This is a genomic window from Pseudomonas sp. 32A (genome assembly GCF_052682255.1).
The window spans coordinates 5913109-5925379 of the sequence record NZ_JBQYLY010000001.1; the positions used below are offsets into that span (position 1 = coordinate 5913109).

Sequence of the window (12271 nt, forward strand, 5' to 3'; positions counted from 1 at the left end):
GGCTGCGATGGCATCGCTGCGGTCTGACAGTGACACCGAGGTGATCCCATCGCAGCCTCGCTGGGGCTCGACAGCTCCAACAGTTGATCTTTATTGGTTTGAGCGAGTCATTCAGCTTGGTTTTGGCTCACTGCTGAAGGTATCGACCGCCTTCACCAGCCCCTTGGCCGCCAACGCCACCAACTCACCGCCTTTTTGCGGAGTCGCCAGCGCCGGGTTCGAACCCATGCGCCCATCCGGGAAACGTGCGCGGAAGTCGCGGGCTTCGCGGATTGGGCCGGTGTTGGCGATTTGTGGCGAGTAGTCAGCCGACTTGATCGAATCCGGGTAGGCCCATTGGGTCACTGCAATCTCCGACGGCGTGGCATGGCTGCCATGGCCCACCGGGAACTGCTGGTGCGCCAGCTCGCTCACGCCTTCCAGGTCCCACCAGTTGCACAGTTTCAGCGCATAGCCTGACGGGCGCCCGCTGAAGCTGGCTTCGGCATACAGCTCGGAGAACGCCGCTTCGATCGAGGCGATATTGCCGCCGTGGCCGTTGAGGAACAGGATTTTCTCGAAGCCATGGCCCGCCAACGAACGCACCCAATCGCCAATCGCCGCGATAAAGGTCGCGGGGCGCAGGGAGATCGTGCCGGGGAAACCCAGGTGGTGTTGCGCCATGCCGATATTGAAGGTCGGGCCGATCAGGATGTCGGCATTCTTTTGCGCTTCATGGGCGATGATTTCCGGGCACATCCAGTCGGTGCCCAGCAGGCCGGTGGGGCCGTGTTGCTCGTTGGAGCCGATGGGAATCACGATGCTGCGGCTGCGTTCCAGAAACTGGCCAATTTCGATCCAGGTGGATTGATGTAAAAGCATCTCAGGTTCTCTCTCTCATCAAGCCCAGGAACACGGTGGAGTTCCTGGTGGCGTGTGCCGCATGGTGCACGGCAACGGCCAGCCCATCAACCGCCTTTGACGGTACCGGCACTCGCCATCTGGCGTGGCTTGCAGTTCAGATACGCCGAGGACTTCAGCCAGCGCTGGTCGGGGTACCAGGAAAACATGAACTGGCCATCCTTGAGTTTATCCACCACCTGGCGCGCCACTTGCGGGCGCACGGCCGGGCAACCCTGGCTGCGGCCGATGCGGCCCTCGCGCTTGCTCCACAAGGGGCTTACGTAGTCGGCGGCATGAATCACGATGGCACGGTCCCGTGCACGGTCATTGAAACCCGGTTCCAGGCCGTCCATGCGCAACGAGTAGCCATGGGCGCCTTCGTAGCTCTCCTGGGTGCGGAACAAGCCGATGCTGGACTGGTAGCTGCCTTCGCGGTTGGAGAACTGGGTGGCGAAGTTTTCCCCGGATTTTTGTCCGTGGGCCACCAGGTCTCGCAGCACTAATGTCTTCTTGCGCAGGTCGAAGATCCATAGACGACGAGCGGTCGAAGGTTGGGAATAGTCGATAACGGCCAGCCGGTCGGACTGTTCGATGCCATTGCCCACCGCGCATTGCATGGCGCTCAAGGCTCTTTTCAATACGTCGGGGTTGAGTTCTGGAGCGGCGTGGGCGAGGCTGCTATACAGAGTAAGAGGTTTACCCGTGTCTGCGAGCGCAACGGTGCTCAGCGAGGCAAAGGTAGAGATGATCAGGCCGAGTCGGCAGCAAAAGGTCAGCATGTATAAAGCATCTCCGCCGTGGATGGGAGCTAAGCGATTGTTCAAAAAACACGCATGTTACTTGAGCATTTGCCTGCTCGTTGCACCGCTGGTCGCGACAGCCGAAGACCTGTTGGTGGTCTCGCCGGCCCCGGTGCAACTGGCGCTCTCGCAATTGTCGACGGTTTGCCCAGGCCTCGCCGGGCAAATCGATGCGCCTTCCCAGGCGCGCCTGCAGGCTTTTTATCAGCAGCAGGGCGACGTGGTGCTCTGGTCCGAGGGCGAGCGCCGCAGCGCGTTGCAAGCCCAACTGCTGATGCTGGCCGATGACGGCCTCGACCCCGATCACTATAGACTGCCGCCGGTCGAAGCCACGGATAACGTGCTGTGCAGCGACATCGGCACCAGCCAGCAGTACTTGCAAGCCCTGCAAGACCTGCATTTCGGTCGCTTGCAGCAGTCGAGCTTCGAGCCTGTCTGGCATTCGCAACCGCCGGCCCTTGACCCCGACACCCAACTGCTGGCGCTGGCCGGGCCCGGTTTGCAGGACATCGCCCAAGCCTTCGACCAGGCCCGCCCGAGCGCGCCGTTGTACCTCAGCCTGCGCAGCGCCTATGCCGCCTTGCGCCAACAGCCGTTGCAGCATTGGGACGCGGTGGCCAGCGGCCCGCTGTTACGTCCGGGCATGGACGATTCGCGGGTGCCGCAACTGGCGCGGCGGATGGTCAATGGCGGCTACCTGGCCAGCCCTTCTTCGGGGACGCAATACCGGGGCGAGTTGGTCAACGCGGTCAAGACCTTCCAGCAAAGCCATTCCTTGCAAGCCGACGGCGTGATCGGCCCCGGCACCGTCACCGAACTGAACATCAGCCCGGCGATTCGCCGCGAACAACTGCGCATCAACCTTGAGCGGTTTCGCTGGTTGTCCCGGGACATGGAGCCCGACGGTGTGCTGGTGAACGTTGCGGCGGCGCAACTGAGCTTCTACCAAGGCGGTGTGCCCGTGTGGCAAACCCGCCTGCAGGTCGGCCGCGCCGACCGCCAGACGCCGTTGCTGAAGTCGCGCATTACCCGGCTGACCCTGAACCCCACCTGGACTATCCCGCCCACCATCATGCGCGAGGACAAGCTGCCGGCGATCCGCCTGAACCCCGAATACCTGCGCCAACAGAACCTGCAAGTGCTCGACAGCCAGGGCAACCCACTGGCGCCGGAGCAGGTCGACTGGTCGCACCCCGGCAACATCCTGCTGCGCCAGGGCGCCGGCCCGCGCAACCCGCTGGGCCGGATCGTGCTGCGTTTTCCCAACCCGTATTCGGTGTACCTGCATGACACACCGAGCCAACCGCTGTTCTCCAAGGGCCCGCGGGCTTTCAGTTCGGGGTGTGTGAGGGTTGAGCAGCCACTGCTGCTGCGGGACTTGCTGGTGAGCCCGGCGGAGAAGATCCGCACCGAAGAACTGCTGGCGACGGACATCACCCATGAGTTCCGGCTCGCGACGCCAGTACCCGTGTTGTTGGGGTACTGGACGGTGCAGGTCGATGGCCAGGGCGCGTTGCTGTACGCGCCGGATATTTACGGGCGGGATCCGGTGTTGATGAAAGCGATGGAGAGTGCGCTCTAAGCCCTTAGCTGCGGGTTGATCATCGTCAGCACCTGAGCGGGCGACAAGTGCGCGGTATCGACAGTAAAGGGCGGCTCGGCCCATGGCTCGTATTCATGGGCCAGGACAGACTGCCAACTGGGTGGCGCAAGCCCTGGAATGTCGCTGGTGCGTGATTCCACGCGGCGTTGATGTTCCGGCGTATCGGAGCAAATCACCTGGATATTCACCAGCGGCTTACCCGCGCGCAGAGCGGTGTCGCGCCACGCCTGACGACTTTCAGCCACCGGGTTCACGCAGTCAGCGACAACCGTGTGGCCCAGCAGAAGATTGCTCAACGCCAGCGCATTGGCTACCTGATAGCCGCTGCTGCCCACGCCTTGCTCAAGTACCCCGGCATCCCGGATGGCCTGCTCGATGGTATCGATGCGCAGGTAAACGGCACCGGTCTGGGCAGCAAGGGCCTTGGCAATCGTGGTCTTCCCGGTGCCAGGCAGGCCGCTGAACACAATAAGCATCGTCGATCCTTCGAATGAGTGGCAGGCCAGTCTAACGGGTGACTCACTTCAAATAACAGGCGCTGATCCAGTCCGAAGGCTTGGGCGAGAGCTGTTCGGCCACCGGCAAATACCGCGCGTCCAACTGCGCTGCCAGCCAGTACAGGGTATTGCTGCTCTTGGGGTTCCACTCGCCGCTGTAGCCCGGTTCGCCGATGCGGGCGCGGTCCCTGTCGAACTGCACGTGGGTGTTCACGAATTCTTCGTGGCTGCGCTGGCCTTTGGCATACGGTGCCAGCCAGTCCAGTGCTTCGCTCAGCGAGCCGCCGTGGGGCGCGGTGAAGTCCAGCCAGTTGCCGCCAATGCCGTAGGGCTTGGCCGCCAGCGCTGCCTGCACCAGCGGCTCCAGGTCGTAGACCACGTAGTGCAGGGCGTCACGGTCGTGGAAGTCGGTCACCGAACCGTCGGGCAGCACGTTGTCGGTGATCTGTTGCTGGAACAGCTTGAAGGCCTCTTCCAGCATCTCGCGGTCGCCCAATGCGGCGGCGGCTACCGTCACCAGCTTCACGCGGTGGCTTTGCCAGTTATTGGTGTTGGTGGCCTTCTTGGCGCCATGGAACTGCTTGATGCGTTCGATATAGCCATTGCCCAGGTGGGTCAGCAGCGCGCGGGTGGCATCGCGGGTCTGGGGGCGCAGATCGCTGGCGGTGAGGGCGTAGGCGTTCATCAGCATATCGAGGTTGGTTTCGTCGATTGGGTTGAAATCCGGCTGATAGGTGCTGGCCCACGCGCTGAGGTAGTCATCCACTTGCTTGAGATAGCGCGTGTCGCGGTTCAGGCGCCAGGCCAGGGCAGCCTGGCGCATCACTGGCCAATCCTTCTCGGCGGCGATGCTTTGCTCGCGAATGCCGTGGTTGGGCAGCGTGCCTTCGGTGTGCAGATGGGGCAGGGCGTCGGGCTGATCATCGAGATGGCGCTGGGCGACGGCCAGGAGCGATTTGGAGGTCGGATTCGAGGTGGCGGGTTGGCAGGCACTCAGCACCTGGGGCGCGGCAAAGGCGGCGTGGGCGAACGAGGCGAGCAGCGCGGCCAGGGCCACGGTTTTCAGAGGGCGTTGTAGCATGCTGTTCCTCAGGGATGGATTGACCCGGACAGGGCAAAGTCACGCTACCATGCCCGTGATGGGTATTTGATGAAATACCCGCCAGCCCTCTATCCTTGCAGGGCTTGCCCGGTCTAGAAAAGGACGCCCCATGACCTTGCAGTTCGTGAAGATGCACGCCCACGGTGATGACTTCGTCGTGATCGACCGACGCGGCCAGGATGACCCGATCACCGCGCACATCGCCCGCCGCCTGGGGGACCGTCATCGCGGCATCGGCTTCAATCAATTGGCCGTGGTGCTCGATTGCGCTGACGCCACCGCCCGCATCACATTCTGGAACCCCAACGGCACCCCGCTCGACACCTGCGGCAGCGCCACCCGTGGAGTGGCGGACATGCTGATGCGCGAAGCCGGCACCGCCACCATCGTGCTGCGAACCAACCGGGGGCTGCTGACCTGCGTGCGCGAATCGGGGCAACGGGTGTCGGTGGACATGGGGCGGCCTTCACTGGGCTGGGAAGACATTCCGCTGGCGCAAGCGATGGACACCGAACGCTTGCCGCTGGAGGGCGACCCGGCGGCCTGCAGCATGGGCAACCCGCATTGCACCTTCTTTGTCGATGACCTTGCGGCGGTCGATATCGCGACGCTTGGGCCGTCGCTGGAAACCCACCCGCTGTTCCCCAGCAAGACCAACGTGCATTTCGTGCAAGTGCTGGACCGCAGCCATATCCGCCTGCGCATCTGGGAACGAGGCGGCGGCATCCCGCAGGGCTCGGGCTCGTGCTGTTGTGGCGCGGTGGTCAACGGGATTCGTCGTGGGCTGCTGGATGACACCGTCGACGTGCAATGCGATGGCGGTACCCTGACGGTGCAGTGGGACGGGCACGGCGGCGTGGTGTTGACGGGGGCTGTGCAAACCGTTGTTCACGGCACGGTGGCTGCCGCGCTCATGGGTGGCGCAATGGAAAGTGCACACTGAAGGTGGTGCCCTGGTCCGGGCTTGAGCTCACCGAAACACCTCCATCATGGGCCTTGGCGATTTCCCGCACGATAAACAGCCCCAGGCCAACGCTACGCACCTCACTGTCCTGCTCCGTGCCTCGGGTCATGGGTTCAAACAAGCCAGCCATCAACGCTTCGGGAATGGCCGGGCCGTGGTTATGCACCGAGAGCCGGCTCTCTTGCGCGTCCTGGTGCGAGGTGACGGTAATCGGCTGTTGCAGATCGCCGTACGCCACGCTGTTGGCCACCAGGTTGCCGATGATTTGTTGGATGCGGTCGGCATCCAGGAACGTGCGGGCGCTGCCCGTGGCGTGATGTTCGAGGATCGCCTTGGGGAAGGCCACCCGCAACTCGTCGAGACTGTCACGGGTGACAGTGTGCAGGTCGAGTGCCACGGGGTTGATGCCGATGCCCTGGCCGACTCTGGCCTGAGTGAAGTCCAGCAAGTCGGCGATCATCCGTTGCGCCCGTTCGGTGGACAGGCCGATATGCCCCAGGAGTTGGCGCTCCTTGGGGCTGCGCTCGCCACGGGCGAGGAACTCCGAGGCCATCTTGATTGCGGTAAGCGGGTTCTTCAGGTCATGGCTGACAATCGCGACCATCTGCTCGGCAAACAGCGCCCGGCGCTGGGCGATTTCATAGGCGCTGCTCAGTTCGGCCTGGGCCTGCTGCAGCGCGACTTCAGTGGCGGTCTTTTCCTGCAACAAGGCTTCAGCCAGTTTGCGGGCATTGAGCAGTTCACGCTCGTACTTGTCGCGGTCGGTGGTGCCGAAGAGGGCCAGTTCGTTATAGGCAATGCCGGCATGTTCGTACCTGACGCCGTTGAGCAATACCGTGACGGTGCGTCGGTCACGGTGCAGCAGGTCGAGTTTTACTTCAGCGATGGAGCCCTGCATTTTCATCAGCGGCCCCAGGTGCGTCTGATGGAAGATCCGCCCGCCCATCGTCAGCAAGTCCTGAAACCGCCGTTCTTTCAACTCATTGACGCTGAAGCCGGTCCAGTCGCTGAAGCACTGGTTGGCCTGCACGATGGTGCCGTCTTCCCGGGTAACCACCAAGGCGCAGGGCGCGCCGTCGAACAAACGTTGAGGATCCGGCAACGGCAGGTTATCGACTGGCATCGGCACTTACCCATGGCAACAGGAAACTGTCCATGGCCGCTGAGCACGCCCCAGGTGCACTCATGTGCGGGCAATGCCCCACGTTATCGACCAGGCAATACGTGCTGGCGGGCAACGCCGCGTGCAGGTATTCACCCACGCAGACCGGTGCGATCAAGTCGTCGGTGGATTGCAGAATCAGGGTGGGGGTCATCAGGCCGGCGATGTCCTGGCGGTTGTCCGACAGGAACGTCACCCGTGCGAAGCGCTTGGCGATGTCGGGCTCGGTGCGGCAGAAGCTGTTGGTCAGTTCTTCGCCGAGGGCCGGTTGCCCGGGCGCGCCCATGATCACCGGGGCCATGGTGCTGGACCAGCCGAGGTAATTGCTGTCGAGGGTATCGAGCAACGAATGGATATCGTCAAGGGTGAACCCGCCCGTGTAGTCACCGGAATCGATATAGCAGGGCGAAGGGCCGATCATCACATGGGCGGCGATTTTTCCGGGGGCCTGGCGATCGGCCAGGGCGCCGATCATGGCGCTGACGGAGTGCCCCACCAGCACCACCGGGCCCACGGCGTATTCATCAATGACCTCACCCAGATCATGGCCGTAGCCGGCCAGTGAGCTGTATTTTTCGCTGTCGTACGCGCTCAGGTCAGACTGGCCAGCTCCCACCAGGTCATACAGCACCACACGGAAGCGCCCGGTGAAGTGAGGAAACAGGTAATTCCACATGGTTTGATCACACCCGAAACCATGGGAGAAAACCAGGGTCGAGGGACCGCTGCCATACACCCTGACGTTGTTGCGCTGCTGAAGGTCCATGGCGTTCTCGTGTAGGGCGTGTGTGGGGGTGATGTGAGTCTAAATAGTCGGTGGCGTTGGGTCACCTGTTTATAGCGTCGATAGGGTAAAGTCGGCCGATTCAGGATGAAACTTCAGGTAACAAAACATGATGGTGTTCCTACGGCTATGTGTCTTGGGCTTGCTGCTGATCGTTTCCGGTACGCAGGTGTGGGCCGATACCGTTCCCCCGGCGCCGGTCACGGTTGCGCTGGACCAGCGCGTGATCGACCTGACCCACACCCTCGACGCCGCCACTCAATCGCGCATGACCGCGCAACTCGCCGGCCTGGAACAACGCAAGGGCGCCCAGGTGGCAGTGATGCTGCTGCCGAGCACCCAGGGCGTGGGCATCGAGGACTTCGCCAACCAACTGTTCCGTGCCTGGAAACTGGGGCGCAAGGACGTCAACGACGGCATCCTGCTGCTGGTGGCGAAGGACGATCGTAAGGTGCGTATCGAAGTCGGTTACGGCCTGGAAGGCGTGGTCACCGACCTGCTGGCCCACCGCATTATCGAAGAACACATCACCCCGGCCTTTCGCCAGGGCGATTACGCCGGCGGCGTGCAGCAGGCGGTGGACGACCTGACGCTGTTGGTGGACGGCGGCAACTTGCCCGAGGTGGCCAAGGCCGGCTTTCCGCCTGAAGCGTATGCGGTGCTCCTGGCGTTCATGTTTGGCGGGGTGGTCGGGGTATTGATGGGGGCCGAAAAACTCCCTTGGCGCCGGGCCCTGATGGCGGTGGTCGGTGTCACCGTGGTGCTGGTCGCGGTGGCGGGCGGCAAGGACTGGCCGGTCTATTTGCTGTTGCTGCCCCTGTGCATGTTGATCGGTGGCGCTACTTTCGGCGCGTTGTGGCAGGCGAGGGCGGCGTTTTATGCCGTGCTGGTGCTGTTGGGCTACATCGCCGGCGTGCTGCTGACCGATAACTTCGTACGCGAGATATCCTTGATCCACTGGCTGGCTTATCCATTCGCAGGGTTGCTGGTCCTGGGCCTGTATCTCGGCCTGTTCCTGGTGATGAAGAGCATGTGGCAAGAGAGCCAGGTTGGCTTTATCGTGCGGCTGGTGGCGGTGCTGGTGGTGTACGGAGTCGCTGGGGCATTGATTGATAAGAGCGCCACGGGGTGGCTGCTGGCGTTTCCCTTCGCTTCGTTCGCGGCGCTGTTCATCTTTGCCCATGGTATCAGCGGCGGGTCGGGGTCGGGGTCGGGTGGGAGCTCCAGCTCCTCCGGTTCGAGTTCCAGTTCCAGCAGCAGCTCTTCGGGGGGTGGCGGTTCCAGCGGTGGGGGTGGCGCGTCGGGGAGTTGGTAAAACTCCCCCGGAAGCTAGGCGGGCTTGTAGGCAATCCAACCCTTGAAGCTGAAGCCCGCGTAGAACAGTTCCACACCTTCAAAGCCTGCCTCCCGTAGCAGCGCTTCATCGTTCCCGGGCGACAGCACCGGCAAGTGGCTGCTGATGGCGGCAATCGCCCGCTGCGCATCTTCAGGCGGCACGCCGGAATCTACAGCATAGGCGGCATAACGTTTCAGCCAGCGTGTTTTTTCCTCTGGCGAGGATTGGGGGAAGCTGTGATGCGCCGCAATCAAAGGCGCGCCTGGCAACAAGCGCCGCCACAGCGCTTTCAGGGTTTGCAGGCGTTCCTCGGACGGGATGAAGTGCAACGTCAGCAAGGACGTAGCGGCATCGAACGGCCCCTCGGGCGCGGTATCGATATAGCCTTCATGCAACTGCACACGGGCCATCAGCTGACCCAAGGTGGCCTCGGCCAGCTTCAGCATCTCGGCAGACGGGTCGACCCCCACAAACTGCCACTCGGGCTGACTGTCGGCAAACTTCTTCAGCTCCAGCCCGCCGCCTGCGCCGAGTACCAATACCTTGCCGGTGGCTGGGACGGTTTCGCGCAGCAGCAACGTGGTCATGCGTTGCAGTGACTCGAAACCCGGCACCAGCCTCACCGGGCCTTCGGCGTAACGGGCAACAGCGTCGGGGTCTGAAAACCAGGTCATTGCTGGCTCCTGTTGGCGGGGGAAGCGATAACCCTACTGGGGCGAATCCGGGCTGGCAATTGCAGAGATGTGCAGTTGTGTTAAAACGTTGCCTTTGCTGATTTTGAGAGTACCCCTCGAATGCTCCCCGACATGCTTATCCGCGATGCACGACCTGAAGACGCGTTATGTATTGGCGTGCTGGGCATGCAGGTTTTTCTGGATACCTACGCCACAGAAGGCATTCGCGATTCAATCGCTGCCGAGGCGCTGCAAGCGTTTTCGCCCCAGACGATTTCCGCGCTGATCGCCCAGCCGGGCACGGCCATCATCGTCGCTGAATCCAATGGGCATCTGGTGGGGTTTGCCCAGGTGGCGATGGACACGGGCCATGCGCTGATCTCAACCCCGAAAGCGGCGGAGTTGCAGCGGCTCTACATCCAGGAACGGTTTACCGGGCTCGGACTCGGCTACCGTTTGCTGCAAGCGGCTGAACAGCACGCAGGGCAGGGTGGTGCGTCGTTGTTGTGGGCGACGGTGTGGGTCGGCAACGAGCGGGCGCTGGGGTTTTATCCGCGCCGTGGCTACGAGCTGTTAGGCGCGCCTTCCTATACCTTCCAGAATGAAACCCATGAAAATCGGCTGTTTGGTAAAAGGCTTGGCGTCTAGCCCTCAGAGCGTTTTGCTGAGGAACACCCGGCTGCTGCCTTCCGGGTTGCAAGGGATCTCACCAAAACGCACCCAGCCATGCTTCTCGTAAAATTCCGGGGCCTGGAAACTGAGGGTGTACAGCACCGCCGAGCGGCAGCCCCGGTGACGGGCTTCCTCTTCGAATGCCTTCAGCAACGTAGTGCCCAGGCCTGAGCCACGCAGCGCCTCGGGCAGATGGAAAAGATCGAGAAAAGCCATGCCAAGGGTGGTTTTGCCGGTGATCCCGCCGAGGACTTCACCGGTGTCGGGATCTTTGATCAGCACGGTCAGCGTGCGCCGATCATTCGAGCCGGTGACCTGTTCGTTGAAGGCGGCAAGGCCGCTGCCGAGGATGCGCTCGGCCTCGGCATTCGGCTGGTCACCTACTTCAATCAGATGCGGTGTCATCACGTTGTACTCCTTCGGGGCATGTCACGCTTCAAACAGGTTGCGGGATTACCTCACCTGCATGATTGTCATCTGCTTGCCAATGTCGTCGCTCTGGTCGGTGCTGGCGTGGTAGAAAAAACCATAGTCAACCAGGTAGTAGTAATGCTGCATCGGAGTCGGCGGTAGGTTTTCACGGGGCTGGCGGCAGCTCAGGGCCTTGGCGTTGCCACTCAAGTTGGGGTTTAACTGACTGGCAGAAACCTCACTGTCGATCGTGCAAACCGTCTTCCACGTGCTATCCATCAAGGTCCCGAGGTAGTTGTTACTAAGGGTTTGCCGGCGGGTATAGCTGACTTGACTGCCCACGTTCAATTGCTTCCAGTCGCCTTCAAAATTCAGGCTGCCGACCAGGGTTGTGGTTTGCCCACTCTTGTTCGACTCGCTGCTGGAGAGCGTCAGCAGGCCGCGCCAACTGATTTGACGGCCGCTGTGACCGTTCTCGGTGTAGTTGATCGCCAACTGGCCAGTCGCCGGGTCGGGCGCTATAAACGACTCGATACGTTCTGGTTTCGAGGTTTTGAGGTAGGTCGAGGTGCCTGTCAGATCCAGGTAGCTCAGTGCCTTGCTCGGCGCCGGCATCTGCAACTGCTCGATGCTCTTGATCACGGCTGGGTTGATGTCGGGCAGTTTATGGGTCGTGACATCCCCATGGCTGACGCGGGCCGTAGGGGTGGAGCAGGCGCTCAGGGCGAGGCAGGCGAGGCAGGCGAGGGGCAGGATCAGGCGTTGCACGGGTGTCTCCGTTGAGTCCGTTCGGGGGAGGCGCCAGGGGCGCGTAAATAGGCGCACAGCATAGCGCCTGGGCAGTGCAGGCGTCATCGTTGTTTGATCAACGTTTGTTCCCTCTCGCCTGCTTGACTCTGTCCCGTGGGGCAGACTTTAGGCTGTTTTCCATGCGAAGGAGGAGCGCAATCCTCCCGCGAAATGGAGATTCGGTATGCGATGTCTGGTGACGGGCGCGAACGGGCACCTGGGGAATAATCTAGTCAGGGCACTGCTGGAACAGGGTCACACCGTGCGCGCCGGCATGCGCAACACAAACAATCGCGCACCGTTCGCCGGCCTTGATTGCGAGTTGGTCTACGCCGAGTTGCAGGATCAAGCTTCCCTGCTCAAGGCACTGGAAGGTAGCGGCCCCATCTCTGCCAGCTTGAAACCGGCCACCTGCGCCTTGCGGATCAGGTGCACGATTTGCAGATGGTGTGCGTTATAGAGGCGGTACCGGCCTTCCCGCTGGGGTTCATTGATCAGCCCCAGTTGCTCATACAGCCGGATAGCTTTTGGTGTGCAGCCTGTCAGCTTGGCAGTCGTCCGATGAACATAAGCAAGATCCTTTTCCTGAGGCAGC

At 62.1% G+C, this 12271-nt stretch carries 15 protein-coding genes; 5 read left to right on the forward strand and 10 right to left on the reverse strand.

The genetic code is table 11. The features are described 5' to 3' along the window. Positions 1–111: 111 nt before the first annotated feature. Complete coding sequence (locus ACUN0G_RS27175; RefSeq protein WP_445574818.1) at positions 112–861, reverse strand: creatininase family protein; 750 nt, start codon at positions 859–861, stop codon at positions 112–114. Positions 862–947: 86 nt separating this feature from the next. Then, a complete protein-coding gene (locus tag ACUN0G_RS27180) occupies positions 948–1661 on the reverse strand; it encodes a murein L,D-transpeptidase catalytic domain family protein (RefSeq protein ID WP_023658766.1) in 714 nt (237 codons plus the stop codon). A 37-nt stretch (positions 1662–1698) separates the two neighbouring features. On the opposite strand from ACUN0G_RS27180, the gene ACUN0G_RS27185 reads away from it, so the two are divergent. Continuing rightward, on the forward strand, positions 1699–3264 hold the full coding sequence (locus ACUN0G_RS27185; RefSeq protein WP_330208258.1) for a L,D-transpeptidase family protein: 1566 nt from the start codon (positions 1699–1701) through the stop codon (positions 3262–3264). Here the strand turns inward: ACUN0G_RS27185 and ACUN0G_RS27190 are convergent. Both ACUN0G_RS27190 and ACUN0G_RS27195 read right to left on the reverse strand, forming a co-directional pair. Beyond that, positions 3261–3761 (reverse strand): AAA family ATPase, encoded by a 501-nt coding sequence (locus tag ACUN0G_RS27190; protein ID WP_445574819.1) that lies wholly within the window; start codon positions 3759–3761, stop codon positions 3261–3263. The two genes, ACUN0G_RS27185 and ACUN0G_RS27190, sit on opposite strands and share 4 nt — an antisense overlap. A 43-nt stretch (positions 3762–3804) precedes the next feature. Next, the gene (locus tag ACUN0G_RS27195) at positions 3805–4863 is read right to left on the reverse strand and encodes an alginate lyase family protein (RefSeq protein WP_445574820.1); all 1059 of its coding nucleotides are present in this window, start codon (positions 4861–4863) and stop codon (positions 3805–3807) included. Positions 4864–4993: 130 nt separating this feature from the next. Here ACUN0G_RS27195 and dapF point away from each other — a divergent pair, with 130 nt between their 5' ends. Further along, positions 4994–5827, forward strand: a complete 834-nt coding sequence (gene dapF, locus ACUN0G_RS27200; RefSeq protein ID WP_445574821.1) for a diaminopimelate epimerase — start codon at positions 4994–4996, stop codon at positions 5825–5827. Here dapF and ACUN0G_RS27205 read toward each other — a convergent pair. Next, positions 5796–6971, reverse strand: a complete 1176-nt coding sequence (locus ACUN0G_RS27205) for a PAS domain-containing sensor histidine kinase (protein ID WP_445574822.1) — start codon at positions 6969–6971, stop codon at positions 5796–5798. The two genes, dapF and ACUN0G_RS27205, sit on opposite strands and share 32 nt — an antisense overlap. Then, a complete protein-coding gene (locus tag ACUN0G_RS27210; RefSeq protein WP_445574823.1) occupies positions 6958–7776 on the reverse strand; it encodes an alpha/beta fold hydrolase in 819 nt (272 codons plus the stop codon). Before ACUN0G_RS27210 ends, ACUN0G_RS27205 begins: the two co-directional genes overlap by 14 nt. A 127-nt stretch (positions 7777–7903) precedes the next feature. On the opposite strand from ACUN0G_RS27210, the gene ACUN0G_RS27215 reads away from it, so the two are divergent. Continuing rightward, positions 7904–9109, forward strand: coding sequence for a TPM domain-containing protein (locus ACUN0G_RS27215; protein WP_445574824.1), 1206 nt, complete (start codon positions 7904–7906; stop codon positions 9107–9109). A 14-nt stretch (positions 9110–9123) separates the two neighbouring features. On the opposite strand, the gene ACUN0G_RS27220 is transcribed toward ACUN0G_RS27215, so the two are convergent. Further along, entirely contained in the window at positions 9124–9804 is a 681-nt protein-coding gene (locus tag ACUN0G_RS27220; RefSeq protein ID WP_445574825.1) for a class I SAM-dependent methyltransferase, read from the reverse strand. A gap of 132 nt (positions 9805–9936) precedes the next feature. On the opposite strand from ACUN0G_RS27220, the gene ACUN0G_RS27225 reads away from it, so the two are divergent. Next, positions 9937–10452: a GNAT family N-acetyltransferase gene (locus tag ACUN0G_RS27225; protein ID WP_445574826.1), complete on the forward strand. Its 516-nt coding sequence runs from the start codon at positions 9937–9939 to the stop codon at positions 10450–10452. A 3-nt stretch (positions 10453–10455) separates the two neighbouring features. On the opposite strand, the gene ACUN0G_RS27230 is transcribed toward ACUN0G_RS27225, so the two are convergent. Next, positions 10456–10881, reverse strand: coding sequence for a GNAT family N-acetyltransferase (locus ACUN0G_RS27230; protein WP_445575607.1), 426 nt, complete (start codon positions 10879–10881; stop codon positions 10456–10458). A gap of 48 nt (positions 10882–10929) precedes the next feature. Then, entirely contained in the window at positions 10930–11655 is a 726-nt protein-coding gene (locus tag ACUN0G_RS27235) for a hypothetical protein (protein WP_445574827.1), read from the reverse strand. 205 nt (positions 11656–11860) lie between these two features. On the opposite strand from ACUN0G_RS27235, the gene ACUN0G_RS27240 reads away from it, so the two are divergent. Further along, complete coding sequence (locus ACUN0G_RS27240; protein ID WP_445574828.1) at positions 11861–12136, forward strand: SDR family oxidoreductase; 276 nt, start codon at positions 11861–11863, stop codon at positions 12134–12136. Here the strand turns inward: ACUN0G_RS27240 and ACUN0G_RS27245 are convergent. Further along, positions 12022–12270, reverse strand: a complete 249-nt coding sequence (locus tag ACUN0G_RS27245) for a MerR family transcriptional regulator (protein WP_445575608.1) — start codon at positions 12268–12270, stop codon at positions 12022–12024. The two genes, ACUN0G_RS27240 and ACUN0G_RS27245, sit on opposite strands and share 115 nt — an antisense overlap. Position 12271 lies beyond the last annotated feature (1 nt).